Genomic DNA, 14,567 nt, shown 5'->3' with positions numbered 1-14,567 from the left:
GCCAGGTGTTTCCCCGCTGGGGAAGCCCTGGCGATTTTATTTGTAGCTTCTGCTGAACTTTAGTGTTTCAACTATCCAGACAGGTTTTAGACAAGTTGGGTTTGCTAGTGCGTGCCTTGTTTAGCAGAGAAGCTTGCGTGAGTTCAGCCCTTTCGAGGCAGTTTGCTGCTTTGTTCGGAGCATCGGCATGAAACTCATTTAAAGGCTGGGGCATGACGCTTCCTCTTTCTGCTGCAGGACGTGTATGCGGAGTAATGTAAGATGAACACGATTTTATAGATCTTGGTAGAGATCGCTAGTTCGACGGAGAAGGAGTTGCACCATGGTTGACCACGCGCGTGCTGCACGAATGGCCAAGCGTATTCAGGAAATCGTGGCGAGTGCTATCGAACGCGAGATCAAGGATCGTCGCCTCGAGATGGTGACCATCACCGATACTCGCGTCACGGGTGATCTCCACGATGCCACCGTTTACTACACCGTGCGCGGCAAGGACATCGACTCTGAGCCGGACTTCGACAAGGCAGCAGAGGCACTCAACCGCGCGAAGGGCCAACTGCGCAAGATTGTGGGCGATCAGCTCTCCGTGCGCTTTACCCCGACGCTCGCCTTCGAGGTCGATACCGTTCCGGAGGCTTCCGCCCACATGGAGGATTTGCTGGAGCGCGCCCGCGCCCGCGATGCGGAGCTTGCCAAGCTGAAGGCCAACGCGAAGCCGGCTGGAGACGCGAACCCATACAAGGATTCCGATCGGGAAGAGGCCTAGGGTGCGCCGCGCTGATTATCAAGGCGCCGCCGACGCCTTGATAGAAGCGAGCAGCATCTGCATCATTACGCACCTGCGCCCCGATGCGGATGCTATCGGCTCTGCCGCCGCGTTGAACCTGGCGTTGCGCCAGCGGGGCAAGCAGACCCGCACCGTCATCGGCCAGGAACGCCCGATTTCTAACAATCTCTTCACCATCCCTGCCGCCGACGAGATTGAGCTCGTCAACACCCTGCCAAAAGGCTATGACCTTTATGTCACGGTGGACTGCGGTTCCATCGACCGCACCGGCGCTCTCATGGGGGAGTTGGAGAAGATGGCGGGCACTGGCCGGGTTCTGTGCATCGACCACCACGCATCGAACCGCGGTTTCGGGTCCATCAACCTGATTGATCCGGAGTGCGAGTCCACCACTGTGGTGCTTCTCGACGTCCTCGATATGCTCTCCGTGCAGATCGATCGCGGGATCGCGCATTGCCTTTATGCCGGTCTGGTCACCGACACCGGCAGCTTCCGTTGGGGCCGGCCAGCCATGCATGACATCGCTGCCCGCCTGATGTTCTACGGGCTCGATACCAAACAGATTGCAGTGGACCTCATGGACTCCAATACTGCCGACGACGTGCAGATGGTCGGCCGCGTGCTGTCTGGTCTGCGCATCATCGAGGCCGGCGAGCACCGCCTCGGCACGCTTATTGTGCCCGTTGAGGAAGTACAGTCGCACTCCGATTCCGCCGTGGAATCCATGGTGGATTTCGTGCGCGCGCTCAAAGGCACCGACATGGGCGTGGTGTTCAAAGAGCAACGCGCGGGAGTCTGGGCGGCGTCGCTGCGTTCTTCCACCGTTAACTGCGCGCAGGTGGCGCTCATGTTCGACGGCGGCGGGCACATCCCGGCGGCCGGTTATACGGCCCTAGGCAAGCCAGAAGAAATCATTGCTCATCTCGTCGACGCACTTGCCGCTTACGACGAAGAAAATGCTGTAGAGGAGTAACCATCACGCGGCGCGAACAGGACAATGCTTCGGCAGAAGCAGAAGATACTTCGAAGCCAGGTAAGGCAGTCACCCGCGTGAGCGCTGGTGAGGTATTTCGCCTCGCGTTTCCGGCGCTCGGCGTGCTCGCTGCCATGCCGCTCTACCTGTTGTTGGATACGGCAGTGGTGGGCCGCTTGGGCGCGCATCAGCTGGCCGCACTCGGTGCAGCGGCGACCATCCACACGGTTGTCACCACCCAGCTGACTTTTCTTTCCTATGGCACAACCTCACGCGCCTCGCGGCTTTTCGGCGCCGGTAAAAAGGACGAGGCCGTAGCCGAGGGCGTGCAGGCTACCTACGTGGCCATCGGCGTGGGCATGACTCTGGCGGTCATCATGTGGTTGGGCGCAGGGCACTTTGCGCGCTGGCTAACCGGCAATCCAGAAACTGCCCAGGACACCGCGCTGTGGCTGCGCATCGCTGCCTTCGCTATCCCGCTCAATCTCATCGAGATGGCAGGCAACGGTTGGATGCGCGGCGTTCAAAACACTGTAAAACCGCTGCTTTTTACCCTGGCCGGCCTCATTCCTGGCGCCATTGCTGTGCCAGTATTCGTCCACCAGTGGGGCCTTGCCGGCTCCGCCTGGGCCACGGTGCTGGGCATGGCGATCATGGCCTCGCTCTTCCTGTGGGAACTTCACCGTGAGCACGTGGGCTCCTGGCGGCTGCAGTGGGGCGTCGTCAAGCGCCAGCTCGTGTTGGGCCGCGATCTCATCGTGCGCTCTGCCAGCTTCCAGGTGGCCTTCCTTTCGGCCGCCGCCGTGGCCTCCCGCTTCGGTACGGCCCAGCTTGCCGCGCATCAGATCATGATTCAGCTGTGGAACTTCCTGTCGCTTGTGCTGGATTCTCTGGCCATCGCCGCCCAGGCGCTGACCGGTGCGGCGCTCGGCGCGGGCTCGGCCAAACATGCGCGCAGCGTCGGCACCAAGGTCACTTTCTACTCCACGGCCTTTGCGCTCGGGCTCGGCGTAGTCCTAGCCCTGGGCATCGGCATCATTCCTTCACTGTTCACCACCGATGCAGTGGTGCTCGAGGTCATCCGGCTGCCGTGGCTCATCATGATTGCCATGGTGGTTCTGGGAGGCGTGGTCTTTGCACTCGACGGCGTCCTGCTCGGCGCCAGCGATGCCGCCTTCCTACGCACGCTGACCGTCGTTTCGGTGCTCTGCGGATTCCTGCCCGGCGTGTGGGCGGCCTACGCCTTGGGCGCGGGCCTGCCCGGCGTGTGGTGCGGCCTTGCGCTGTTTGTTTTCATCCGTTTCCTCGGCGTGGTCTATCGCTTCCGCTCGATGCGCTGGGCTGTGGTCTAACCTGAAGGAGAACGAAGAAAGGAGCACGCCATGGCCACCTTATGGGCGGTGTCAGATCTCCACGCGGCAGTGCGCGCTAATTCCAGCCGCATCGATGAGCTTTACCCGGAAGATCCTGCCGATTGGCTCATCGTGGCCGGTGACGTGGCCGAGCGCACCGAACTCGTACTGCGCATCCTCACTAAGCTTTCGCGGCGCTATGCCAAGGTGATCTGGGTGCCGGGAAACCACGAGCTCTTCTCGCGTTCCCAAGATAGGTGCCAGGGCCGCGCCAAGTATGACGAGCTGGTGGAGGGCTGCCGCGAAATCGGCGTGGTGACTCCGGAAGACCCATATCCCGTCTTCGGCGGGGTGACCATCGTGCCGCTGTTTACCCTTTATGATTACAGCTTCCGCCCACCCGGCACCACCGTCGAGGGTGCCCTAGAACGCGCCCGTGAACGCCAGATTGTCATGACCGATGACTTCGCCATCGCTCCCTTCGTCGATGTTCGCGCCTGGTGCTGGGATCGCCTTGCCTATTCCATCAAGCGCCTTTCCCGGGTAAGTGGGCCTACGGTGTTGGTCAATCACTGGCCGCTGGTTCAAGAACCCACGCTGCGCATGGCGTGGCCGGAAATCGCCCTGTGGTGCGGCACTCGCCATACCCGCTCGTGGGCGCGGCGCTATAACGCGCAGGCGGTCATCTACGGTCACCTGCATCTGCCCGGCCGCACCAACGTCGATGGGGTAGACCACATCGAGGTCTCACTGGGCTATCCCCGCGAGTGGGAGGCGCACGGCCATCTCCAGCAGTGGCCCTATCCGGTCCTACACAGTGATGAGCCCGCGTCCTCGGCGCTTGAGGAGGTGCGCTAATGCTGGAACCACACCTGTTCCCAGATACCGCCCGCTACTGCTACGTGCGCACCGACGCTGCGCTTACGGATTTGATGAATTACACGCAGCTGGACCCGCAGGAGCAATCCTTGGTCTCCCAGGCAGTAGACGTGCGCAAGGCGGAATTTGGAGACGCCCGCTGGTGCGCGCATCGCGCTTTGCAGGAGCTGGGCTGTGCAAGTCAGGAGCCCATCATGCGCGGCGAGCGGGGCATGCCGCTGTGGCCGCACGGCTATACCGGTTCCATGACGCATACAGAGGGCCTGCGTGCGGCGGTAGCGGCTCCGAGTAAACATGTGCGCTCTATGGGCCTCGACGCCGAACCCGCCGAGCCATTGCCCGATCACGTGCTGACCATGATTGCGCGCGCAGGGGAGATGGCGCAGTTAACGCAGCTTGCCGACGCCGGGATTGCTTGTCCCGATCGCCTCTTGTTCTGCGCCAAGGAAGCCACGTACAAAGCGTGGTTTCCCATGACACATCGCTGGCTGGACTTCGACCAAGCAGAGATCGACCTGCGCCTCGACGGCACCTTGATCTCCTATATCTTGGCCCGCCCGACCCCAGTGCCGCTGATTAGCGGGCGCTGGATGATCCGCGATGGCTTCGTCATTGTGTCCACGGTGGTGCCCGCGGTGTGCTTTTAGCGGGTGGGCTCTCGATAGCCCACTCTCAGGCTTAAAGCGTCGACGGCCGCGCCACGAATACCGTGGCCAGGCGCTTTCCTTTTTCCTTGATGAGCGCAATCGAGCGACCATCAGGATCTACCGCCGCATAGGTGCCCTTTAGCCCGCGCGGCTCGAGCCATTTGCCCATGGCTAGCGCCTTTGCCTCGTCTTCGGTGACCTGAAGGACAGGGTAGGAGCGGGCGAGCGCCTCGTCGAGGGAAAGCGAAAGCGCCGGAGCGTCAGCGAGCTCGTCGAGGGTCCGGGCGTCGCCAAGCTTAAAAGGCCCCACCTCCGTGCGGCGCAGGGCGGTGAGGTGACCGCCCACGCCGAGCGCCTCACCTAAGTCGCGGGCGAGGGAGCGAATATAGGTGCCAGACGAGCAATCAACGGTGACGTCGAGGTCCAGGTACTCACCTTCGATACGGTGGGCGAGGATGTCGAAGCGGCTGACCGTAACCGGGCGGGCGGGGATTTCCACCTCTTCGCCCTCGCGCACGCGCTCGTGGGCGCGCTTGCCGTCGATCTTGATAGCAGAGACCGCAGCGGGGCGCTGCATGATGTCACCGGTGAGAGCTGCGACCTCTTTATTGACCTGCTCCATATCGAGTTCGCTTGCAGGCTCGCCCCAGGTGCGCTCGCCCTCGGCGTCGTCAGTATGCGTCGCCATGCCAAGGCGAATAGTGGCGTCGTAGGACTTGGTTGACGCGACCATGTGCGCGAGGAACTTGGTGCCGCGTTCCAAACCGACCACCAAAACGCCGGTGGCCATCGGGTCGAGGGTGCCTGCGTGGCCCACCTTGCGGGTGTGAAATATGCGGCGGAGGCGGCCCACCACATCGTGTGAGGTCATGCCTTGCGGCTTGTCCACTACCACCAGGCCAGAATTTGCGAGCGCATCAGTCATGCCCTGCAGTCTATTCCACGCCTCGCCGTGCATTAGCATGGTGGCCGTGGATATTTGGTACGGAATCGACAGCATCCCCGGTGACTTTGGCCCGACTGCGGTGACCATCGGCGTCTTTGACGGCGTACACCGCGGCCATCAGCAGCTGATCAATAATGCGGTGAGCTATGTGCGCGCGGAGGAATTGCGCACGGTGATGGTGACTTTTGATCCGCACCCCGTCGCGGTCTTCCTCCCGGAGCGCGCGCCGCTGTCCGTGGTGACGTTTGAGCGGCGCCTGCAGCTGGCGGAAGAGATGGGCATCGATGCGGTGCTCGTCATCGACTTCACCAAGGAGCTCGTGGGCACGACTCCGCAGCACTACGTCGAAGACCTGATTGTGGGAAAGCTGCATGCGCGTCACGTGGTCGTGGGGGAGAACTTCACGTTCGGTGCGGGCGCGAGCGGCACGGCGGACGCGATGGTGGAGTTCGGCAAAACCTATGGCTTTAGCGTCGACGTGGTGCCGCTGCTTGACGACGCCGGGGTGCGAATCTGCTCCACAAACATCCGCGCTAACCTGGCGGCGGGCGAGATTGCCAAGGCTAACTGGGCGCTTGGCCGCCACTTCTCAGTGACTGGCCCGGTGGTGCGCGGTGCCGGGCGCGGCGGCAAGGAGCTCGGTTTTCCCACCGCCAATCAGTACTTCCCGGATAGCGTGGCTATTCCGGCCGATGGCGTCTATGCGGGCTGGTTCATCCTGGAGCCGGCTGAGGCGCCCGTCGAGGGCAACATGGACCACGGCGTGGCTTATGCGGCGGCGATCTCCGTGGGCACGAACCCGACCTTCGGCGACGAAGAACGTTCCATCGAGTCCTTCGTGCTGGATCGCGATGCCGATCTCTATGGGCACGTGGCCACGGTAAAGTTCGTGGATCATCTGCGCGACATGGTGAAGTTCAACTCGGTAGAAGAGTTGCTGGACGCGATGGCGGCAGATGTGGCCAAGGCACGTGAGGTCCTCGCCGAGGATGCTAAGGCCCGCGGTTGGGAGAAGGACGAGTACTTCCTGCAGGAGGGCTAAATGAAGGTCATTTTGGATCTTGATACCGGGATCGACGATGCTCTGGCGCTGGCCTATGCGCTGGCGCACCCAGACCTCGAGCTCATCGGCGTGACAGTGACTTATGGCAACGTACCTGTGGAACTGGGCGTGCGCAATACCTTGGTGCTGCTGGAGCTGCTCGGCGCGGGCGACGTCCCGGTCTTTGCCGGTGCGCAGCCGGCCGACTTCCGTGTCAAGCCCATTTCCGCCTTCATCCATGGCCGCAATGGCATTGGCGACGTCCTGCTTCCGCCGCCGCACGGGCACGCGCAGAAGGAATCCGCGGTGGAGTTCTTGTGCCGCGCCGCGCGGGAGCACGGTCAGGAACTGGTGATTATCCCGACTGGGCCGTCCACCACGATTGCGGCGGCGCTGAAAGCTGAACCGGCACTCGCGGACACTCGCATCGTCATGATGGGCGGCGCCCTGACCGTGCCGGGCAACGTCACCACCTGGTCTGAGGCCAATGTGGCGCAGGACCCTGCCGCCACGGACTTCCTCTTCCGCACTGCACGCGATGTCACGATGGTGGGCTTGGATGTCACGCTGCAAACGCTTCTGACCACTGCGGAGACCCGACAGTGGCGTGGGCTCGGGACGCGGGCCGGACGCGTTTATGCGGACATGCTCGACTATTACATCCGCGCCTACGCCGCAATCGAACCGGACTTGGGCGGTTGTGGCCTCCACGATCCGCTCGCGGTGGCCGTGGCGGCAGACCCTAGCCTGGTCACCTGCTTCGATACCAACCTGGCCTGCGAAACCACTGGCACGACCCCAGGCCGCACCATCGGCGACGTTGCCCGGTTGAAAGAACCACACAAGGCCGCCCACGTGGCAGTAGATGTGGATGCCCCGCGTTTTGTGGCCGAGCTGATGGACAAGCTCGATTCGCTTCTGCAACAGCATTAACGTGCAGAAAGTGGCGTGCCTTCCTGCGGATTGTTCCAAGAAGCCGCAGTTTGGGTTTGGGGCAGAAAAGCTGTTAGAGTTGTCCCTTGGCTTTGTGACTGCGGTCCGCAGCAGTTAAAGGCGCTAAGAATTTCATGCGGACTGAAATACAATAGGAGAAATCCAACATGGCTTTGAGCACTGAGAAGAAGGCAGAGATCCTCAAGGAGTACGGCCTGCACGAGACCGACACCGGCTCCCCAGAGGCACAGATCGCTCTGCTGACCTCCCGTATCAACACCCTGACCGAGCACCTGAAGTTCCACAAGCACGATCACCACTCCCGTCGTGGTCTGCTGCTGATGGTCGGTCGTCGCCGCGGCCTGCTGAAGTACCTCGCAGCTAACGACATCGATCGTTACCGTGACCTCATCTCCCGCCTGGGCCTGCGCCGCTAAGCCTTTCGGTTGCTTTCAAACCCCGTCTTCGGACGGGGTTTGTTGCGTTTTTGAGGCCGTCTCGATCACGCAGCAGGTATCGCGGCCCCAGAGATGGTAGCTTGGCACCATGGAACCTTATATCGGCATTGTCGTTTTTGAACTTGAATCGGTAGAGCCTAGCGAGCCGTCGTATTTCCGGGAAGATTTTGTCCTCGTCCGCGCCACAGACGACGATGAGGCGCGCGCGAAGGTCGAGGCGCTGGCGCGTAGCCAAGAATCGGCAGAGCATCCCACAATCGTGATGCGCCACATCGTGGATGTCGCGCCCGCACTCGACGGCACGGTCGAGGGAGACGTGGACCTCTATGCGCGCCACTTTGCGTCGCTTGAGGACTATTCGCGCTTCGAAATGATGCTCGGAGGGCGCGACCCGTTCGCCTAGTCCTGTGCGTGGGCTACACGAGGAGTACTGCCGTGAGGACGTTGATGGTAGCGTGCACGGCGGCGCCGGGCCATAGAGAAGCGCTTTTCTCGCGCAGCCAACCCATGGCGAAGCCGGTGGCAATCTGCAAAACAAAGAGCGGGATGAGGCTGACATCCAGCATGGCCAGCGGTAGGTGGATGAGGCCGAAGAGGAGGCCCTGCACTGTAATTCCCGCGCTGGCATTCCAGCGCTGGGTGATAATTCCTTGTAGGAAACCGCGGAAGAAGATTTCTTCGCCCACCGCGCGCAGCGCCATCGCGAGGAATCCCATTGCCGTTGTTGCAGTCGTGGTCTGCGCGACAACCTCCGGCGGCGCAGGCAACAACGCGAGGTAGCTCAGCACCAGCAACACGAGCAGCATCACTGCTGCCCACGCCCACCCACGCGCCCATGGACGTCCCAGTCCGCAGACGGCGACTGCCGGCTGGCGGCGCAGGAGAAGGTAGATGAGTGTGGGAAGCGACCACAGCAACAACATGACCATGGTTTAAGTCTAAGTCTGGACCGCGAGTCGGGGAGCGTGATGTTCGACATAATCCCAGGAAAGCTGCTAAAATCGCTACTCGTTGTAGAAACCTAACCATTTTTAACCGGCGGCACCGATGATCGCCGGGCTACAAGGAGTAGAAAACTTTGAGCGCTAGAAACGCTGTTGAGTTCAACATTGATGAAGAATTCGGTATCACCGAAGCAGTCGCCACCCTTGACAATGGCGATTTTGGCACCCGCACCATCCGTTTCGAGACTGGCCAGCTGGCTCGTCAGGCGGGCGGCTCTGTGACCACTTACCTGGACGAGGACACCATGCTCCTGTCCACCACCACCGCCTCCAACCAGCCGCGTGAGGGCTTCGACTTCTTCCCTCTGACCGTGGACGTCGAGGAGCGCATGTACGCAGCCGGCAAAATTCCGGGCTCCTTCTTCCGTCGCGAAGGCCGTCCTTCCACCGAGGCCATCCTGGCCTGCCGTCTGATTGACCGTCCACTGCGTCCGACCTTTGTCAAGGGCCTGCGCAACGAGGTGCAGGTCGTTGTCACGGTGCTTTCCATGGCGCCGGAGGAGTACTACGACGTCATCGCCATCAACGGCGCATCTGCTTCCACCCAGCTTTCCGGCCTGCCGGTATCCGGCGCCGTCGGCGGCGTGCGCATGGCGCTTATCGCTGATGACAAGCATCCAGAAGGCCAGTGGGTTGCGTTCCCGAACCACGAGCAGCACGAGCGTGCGCTGTTCGAGATGGTCGTCGCCGGCCGCATTGTGAAGAAGGGCCGCAAGGAAGACGTTGCCATCATGATGGTCGAGGCAGGCGCCGGCATCAATGTTGCAGAGCGCATCAAGGAAGGCGCACCGGCACCGCAGGAATCCACCGTTGCCGCAGGCCTTGAAGCAGCAAAGCCATTCATCAAGACCCTCTGCGAGGCGCAGGCAGGTCTGGCTGAGCGCGCTGCTAAGGAAACCCAGGAGTTCCCGCTCTTCCCGCCATACACCGATGACGTATTTGACGCCGTGGAAAAGGCAGCCTCCAAGAAGCTGGAGAAGCTGATGACCATCCCCGGCAAGCAGGACCGTGACGACGCTACCAACGAGTACATGGAGCAGGTCGAGGCGGATCTCCTCGAGAAGTTTGAGGATGAGGATGCCTCCAAGCAGATCCGCGCTGCGTATAACGCTGTCATGAAGGCCATCGTGCGCAAGAAGATCCTCACCGAGGGCTTCCGTATCGACGGCCGTGGCGTCACCGACATCCGTGACTTGGGCGTTGAGGTTGACCTCATCCCACGCGCACACGGTTCCTCCCTTTTCGAGCGCGGTGAGACCCAGATCCTGGGCGTTACCACCCTGGACATGCTCAAGATGGAGCAGCAGATCGATTCCCTGACTCCGGTCACGGGCAAGCGCTACATGCACCACTACAACTTCCCGCCGTACTCCACCGGTGAGACCGGCCGCGTTGGCTCCCCGAAGCGCCGCGAGATCGGCCACGGTGCTCTTGCCGAGCGTGCCCTGCTGCCGGTCATCCCTTCCCGTGAGGACTTCCCGTACGCCATCCGTCAGGTTTCTGAGGCGCTAGGCTCCAACGGTTCTACTTCCATGGGCTCCGTTTGTGCTTCCACGCTGTCCCTGTACAACGCTGGTGTGCCGCTGAAGGCCCCGGTTGCAGGTATCGCAATGGGCCTGGTTTCCGGTGAGGTAGACGGCAAGGAGAAGTTCGTCGCTCTGACTGACATCCTGGGCGCCGAGGATGCATTCGGTGACATGGACTTCAAGGTCGCAGGTACCTCCGAGTTCATCACCGCGCTGCAGCTGGACACCAAGCTCGATGGCATCCCGTCCAAGGTCCTGGCTAAGGCACTGGAGCAGGCTCGCGACGCCCGCGCCACCATCCTGGAGACCATGGCTGAGGTCATCGAAGGACCAGACGAGATGTCTGGTCTGGCTCCGAAGATCACTTCCGTGAAGATTCCGATCAACAAGATCGGCGAGCTCATCGGTCCGAAGGGCAAGACCATCAACTCGATTACCGAGGAGACCGGTGCTGAGGTCTCCATTGAGGAAGATGGCACCGTCTACATCTCTGCTGCCACGGGCGAGGCTGCCGACGCCGCGATCGAGAAGGTTAACTCCATCGCTAACCCGCAGCTGCCGAAGGTCGGCGAGCGCTTCTTGGGCACCGTCGTTAAGACCGTAGCCTTCGGCGCGTTTGTCTCCCTGACCCCAGGCCGCGATGGCCTCATCCACATCTCGAAGCTCGGCGGCGACGAGCGCATCGAGAAGGTCGAGGACGTCGTCAACGTCGGCGATAAGATTCAGGTCGAAATCGCAGACATCGACAACCGCGGAAAGATCTCCTTGGTTCCAGTCGAAGAGGCTTAAGGCTTCAGGCTTTAGGCCTTATGACCTAAAGCCTTGAGCATTCCAAAATAAAAAATCTCCTCCGCTCAACATCTGCTTAAAGTTTAAGCTGGCGCTGCTATTGCGGCGTGAAATGTTGAGGGAGGAGATTTTTGTGTCTTGTTAGTTTTGAAAGGCTTTAATGCTTGAGCTGGACTAGCTGAATCAGGTTGCCCACTGTGTCGTCGAAGACGGCGATGATGGAAGGGCCGACGTCGGTTGGCTCCATGGTGAAATTAACGCCCTTTGCGCTGAGCTTTTCGTACTCGGCCTGCACGTCCTCAGACAGGAACTGGGTAAACGGAATGCCGTCTTTTTTGAGTGCCTCGGTAAAAGGAGCTGCTGCTGGAGGGCCATTGGGCTCTAGCAGGAGTTCGATGCCGCTTCCGTCGGCTGGACCGGAGGCGTTGGTGACAGTGAGCCAACGGAAGTCGCCGTGCGTGACATCGTCTTTGACCTTGAATCCCAAGGTGTTGACGTAGAAATCGTGGGCGCGAGCGACGTCGTCGACAAGCACGGAAGCAATATAGATACGCATGGCACAAAGTCTGCGTTGCCAACTGGCGCGTTAGACTGGTCGGCGTTGGGGCAGGCAATAAAGCCTGCGCTAGATGTAGCGTGCTTATACGTATTTAAATTTAGATTGAACATCGAACATTGAATATTGAACAGGGCAAAGGAGCATTTATGGCTATCAAAGTTGGCGTTTTGGGTGCGAAGGGCCGCGTGGGTCAGGCGATTGTAGAAGGCGTTAATGCGGCAGATGACCTCGAGCTGGTCGCTGAGGTTGACCGCGATACCGACCTGCAGGTGCTGGTGGATAGCCACGCCGAGGTTATCGTTGACTTCACCCAGCCATCTTCGGTCATGGCAAACCTCGAGTTCTGCATTGGCAACGGCATTCACTGCGTCGTGGGCACCACCGGTTTCGACGCAGACCGCCTGGCACAGGCCGAGGAGTGGACCAAGCAAGATGGCGCCGGCAACGTCCTAATTGCACCAAACTTTGCCATCTCCGCCGTGCTGACCATGGTTTTCGCAGCACAGGCTGCGAAGTACTTCGAGACCGCCGAGGTTGTGGAGTACCACCACCCAACCAAGCTGGATGCGCCTTCTGGCACCGCCATCCACACCGCGCAGGGCATTGCGGCCGCCCGCAAGGAAGCAGGTCTAGGTCAGATGCCGGACGCTACCGAGCAGGCTCTCGAAGGGGCACGCGGCGCCGACGTCGACGGTGTCCCAGTCCATGCCGTGCGTACCCGCGGCATGGTTGCCCACGAGGAGGTCATCTTTGGCGCCCAGGGGCAGTCCTTGACCATCCGCCAGGATTCCTATGATCGTTCTTCCTTCACCCCGGGAGTGCTGGTCGGCGTTCGCCAGATTGCAGAGCACCCAGGGCTGACCGTCGGTCTTGAGAAGTACTTGGGCCTATAAGTCGGACTATCAGGGAGACATAAGGCACTAGATATGGCACGCATTAGCGAACTGGACGTCCAGCTCATCGCGGCAACGCAGTTCCACCCGCCGCAGGGCATCGAGTGGGAGAGGGAACAGGCAGCCTCCGATGGCGAGGCTCTCGTCGAATTTGCCGGCCGGGCTTGCTACGAGTCCTTCGATAAGCCGAACCCGCGCACCGCGACAAACTCGGCCTACCTGCGCCACATTCTGGAGGTCGGCCACGACGCATTGCTGGAGCACGCCACGGCTACGTTGTATATCCGCGGCCTGTCGCGCTCTGCCAGTCATGAGCTGGTGCGCCACCGCCACTTTTCCTTCTCCCAGCTCTCGCAGCGCTATGTCCACCCGGAGGAAACTCAGGTGGTGCTGCCCAAGCTCATTGCTGAAGACGAGCAGCTGACGCGGCTTACTATGCAGGCCGTTGATGAAACTCGCTTTGTCTATAACGAGCTGCTCAGCGCGCTGGAGAGCAAGTTAGAAGATGAGCCCAACGCACTGCTGCGCAAGAAGCAGGCTCGGCAGGCGGCACGTGCGGTGTTGCCCAATCTCACGGAAAGCCGCATCGTGGTTACCGGAAACTACCGCGCTTGGCGTCACTTCATCGGCGCGCGTGCCACAGAGCAGGCGGATACCGAGATGCGCGAGTTAGCTATTGCCTGCCTAAAGCTGTTGCGGGAGCAGTCGCCGGTGGTATTCGATGACTTCCACATCACCCAGCTTGCCGACGGCACCGAAATGGCATCGAGCCCATACGCCTAGCTCAAGTCCGTGGCGGTGGCCATAGCTTGTTCCGCCACGCGACCCCGATGAACAAAATTTCGCGGGAAGCGGGTAATCTTGACGGCTATGAGCACAGGTATGACAGCAAAGACAGGCGTAGAAACCTTCGGACGTGTCGGAGTAGCCATGGTCACCCCGTTTGACGGGGATGGCAAACTCGATGTCGCTGCGGGACGCCGGCTGGCAGCTCACCTCGTTGACAACGGTATCGACTCTTTGATTCTGGGCGGTACCACCGGTGAATCGCCGACGACAACGCTGGATGAAAAGCTAACGCTGCTCAAGGCCGTCAAGGAAGAAGTAGGGGACCGCGCAAAGATCTGCGCTGGAGCAGGTACCAACAACACCGCCACCTCGATTGAGATGGCAAAGGCTTCCGCAGAAGCGGGAGCAGACAGCCTGCTCGTCGTGACCCCTTACTACTCCAAGCCTTCGCAGGAAGGCGTGTATGCGCACTTCGCAGCGATTGCTCAGGCAACCGATACCCCAATTTGTCTCTATGACATTCCTGGCCGCTCGGGCATTCCGATTGCGACGGATACCATCCGTCGCCTCGCGGAATTGCCGACTATTCAGGCCATCAAGGACGCCAAAGGCAACCTTGGTGCAGCCACCCCACTTATTCAGGAGACCGGCCTCGCCTGGTACTCCGGCGATGACCCGCTAAACCTGCCGTGGCTGACCTTGGGCGCATCTGGCGTCATATCCGTGGTTGGCCATGCAGCACCGCGCGGTCTCGCAGATCTTCTGGATGCCTTCGAAGAAGGCGATCTTGCACGCGCAAGGGAGATCAACGCACAAACTTTGACCCCGCTCATCCAAGCTCAAGCACGCTTGGGAGGAGCAACACTCGCAAAGGCTGCCCTGCGCCTGCAGGGCATCGAAGTCGGCGATCCTCGTCTGCCTGTTGTCGCAGCAAGCGAGCAGGAGATTGAGGAACTTCGCCGTGATATGGAAAAGGCTGGAGTCCTTTAA

General features: G+C 60.9%; 16 protein-coding genes. 13 read left to right on the top strand and 3 right to left on the bottom strand.

The window, feature by feature from the left end; translation table 11 throughout:
• Positions 1–322: 322 nt before the first annotated feature.
• The 5 genes from rbfA (at position 323) to HMPREF2888_RS11480 (ending at position 4,638) form a co-directional block, all read left to right on the top strand.
• Entirely contained in the window at positions 323–766 is a 444-nt protein-coding gene (rbfA, locus tag HMPREF2888_RS11500; protein WP_061923135.1) for a 30S ribosome-binding factor RbfA, read from the top strand.
• 1 nt (position 767) lies between these two features.
• On the top strand, positions 768–1,760 hold the full coding sequence (locus tag HMPREF2888_RS11495; RefSeq protein WP_070518818.1) for a DHH family phosphoesterase: 993 nt from the start codon (positions 768–770) through the stop codon (positions 1,758–1,760).
• Between the two features lie 77 nt (positions 1,761–1,837).
• A complete protein-coding gene (locus HMPREF2888_RS11490; RefSeq protein WP_061923129.1) occupies positions 1,838–3,112 on the top strand; it encodes an MATE family efflux transporter in 1,275 nt (424 codons plus the stop codon).
• A 30-nt stretch (positions 3,113–3,142) separates the two neighbouring features.
• The gene (locus tag HMPREF2888_RS11485; protein ID WP_062044087.1) at positions 3,143–3,970 is read left to right on the top strand and encodes a metallophosphoesterase family protein; all 828 of its coding nucleotides are present in this window, start codon (positions 3,143–3,145) and stop codon (positions 3,968–3,970) included.
• Complete coding sequence (locus HMPREF2888_RS11480; protein ID WP_070518817.1) at positions 3,970–4,638, top strand: 4'-phosphopantetheinyl transferase family protein; 669 nt, start codon at positions 3,970–3,972, stop codon at positions 4,636–4,638. The genes HMPREF2888_RS11485 and HMPREF2888_RS11480 overlap by 1 nt, the downstream gene beginning before the upstream one ends.
• Before the next feature lie 31 nt (positions 4,639–4,669).
• Here the strand turns inward: HMPREF2888_RS11480 and truB are convergent, their stop codons facing one another.
• Positions 4,670–5,563, bottom strand: a complete 894-nt coding sequence (gene truB / locus HMPREF2888_RS11475; protein WP_070518816.1) for a tRNA pseudouridine(55) synthase TruB — start codon at positions 5,561–5,563, stop codon at positions 4,670–4,672.
• 37 nt (positions 5,564–5,600) lie between these two features.
• On the opposite strand from truB, the gene HMPREF2888_RS11470 reads away from it, so the two are divergent.
• The 4 genes from HMPREF2888_RS11470 (at position 5,601) to HMPREF2888_RS11455 (ending at position 8,420) form a co-directional block, all read left to right on the top strand.
• On the top strand, positions 5,601–6,626 hold the full coding sequence (locus HMPREF2888_RS11470) for a bifunctional riboflavin kinase/FAD synthetase (protein WP_070518815.1): 1,026 nt from the start codon (positions 5,601–5,603) through the stop codon (positions 6,624–6,626).
• On the top strand, positions 6,627–7,559 hold the full coding sequence (locus HMPREF2888_RS11465) for a nucleoside hydrolase (protein ID WP_070518814.1): 933 nt from the start codon (positions 6,627–6,629) through the stop codon (positions 7,557–7,559). It abuts the gene before it with no gap.
• Between the two features lie 167 nt (positions 7,560–7,726).
• A complete protein-coding gene (gene rpsO, locus HMPREF2888_RS11460) occupies positions 7,727–7,996 on the top strand; it encodes a 30S ribosomal protein S15 (RefSeq protein WP_005528980.1) in 270 nt (89 codons plus the stop codon).
• Between the two features lie 109 nt (positions 7,997–8,105).
• Positions 8,106–8,420: a DUF4288 domain-containing protein gene (locus HMPREF2888_RS11455; RefSeq protein WP_070518813.1), complete on the top strand. Its 315-nt coding sequence runs from the start codon at positions 8,106–8,108 to the stop codon at positions 8,418–8,420.
• Positions 8,421–8,433: 13 nt separating this feature from the next.
• Here the strand turns inward: HMPREF2888_RS11455 and HMPREF2888_RS11450 are convergent, their stop codons facing one another.
• Complete coding sequence (locus tag HMPREF2888_RS11450; RefSeq protein WP_070518812.1) at positions 8,434–8,946, bottom strand: CPBP family intramembrane glutamic endopeptidase; 513 nt, start codon at positions 8,944–8,946, stop codon at positions 8,434–8,436.
• A 149-nt stretch (positions 8,947–9,095) separates the two neighbouring features.
• On the opposite strand from HMPREF2888_RS11450, the gene HMPREF2888_RS11445 reads away from it, so the two are divergent.
• Positions 9,096–11,336 (top strand): polyribonucleotide nucleotidyltransferase, encoded by a 2,241-nt coding sequence (locus HMPREF2888_RS11445; protein WP_070518811.1) that lies wholly within the window; start codon positions 9,096–9,098, stop codon positions 11,334–11,336.
• A 157-nt stretch (positions 11,337–11,493) separates the two neighbouring features.
• On the opposite strand, the gene HMPREF2888_RS11440 is transcribed toward HMPREF2888_RS11445, so the two are convergent.
• Positions 11,494–11,892 carry a VOC family protein gene (locus tag HMPREF2888_RS11440; protein ID WP_061923103.1) on the bottom strand — a complete coding sequence of 133 codons (399 nt, stop codon included), beginning with the start codon at positions 11,890–11,892 and terminating at the stop codon, positions 11,494–11,496.
• 149 nt (positions 11,893–12,041) lie between these two features.
• On the opposite strand from HMPREF2888_RS11440, the gene dapB reads away from it, so the two are divergent.
• The 3 genes from dapB to dapA all read left to right on the top strand — a co-directional run bounded on the left by dapB (position 12,042) and on the right by dapA (position 14,567).
• The gene (dapB, locus tag HMPREF2888_RS11435; protein WP_061923100.1) at positions 12,042–12,788 is read left to right on the top strand and encodes a 4-hydroxy-tetrahydrodipicolinate reductase; all 747 of its coding nucleotides are present in this window, start codon (positions 12,042–12,044) and stop codon (positions 12,786–12,788) included.
• 33 nt (positions 12,789–12,821) lie between these two features.
• A complete protein-coding gene (thyX, locus tag HMPREF2888_RS11430) occupies positions 12,822–13,571 on the top strand; it encodes an FAD-dependent thymidylate synthase (RefSeq protein WP_070497230.1) in 750 nt (249 codons plus the stop codon).
• An 87-nt stretch (positions 13,572–13,658) separates the two neighbouring features.
• Positions 13,659–14,567, top strand: a complete 909-nt coding sequence (dapA, locus tag HMPREF2888_RS11425; protein WP_070518810.1) for a 4-hydroxy-tetrahydrodipicolinate synthase — start codon at positions 13,659–13,661, stop codon at positions 14,565–14,567.

Source organism: Corynebacterium sp. HMSC077D03 (assembly GCF_001808545.1).
Classification (GTDB): domain Bacteria; phylum Actinomycetota; class Actinomycetes; order Mycobacteriales; family Mycobacteriaceae; genus Corynebacterium; species Corynebacterium simulans.
Note: the sequence above shows the minus strand (reverse complement) of the source record. Positions and strands in the feature narration are given on the sequence as shown.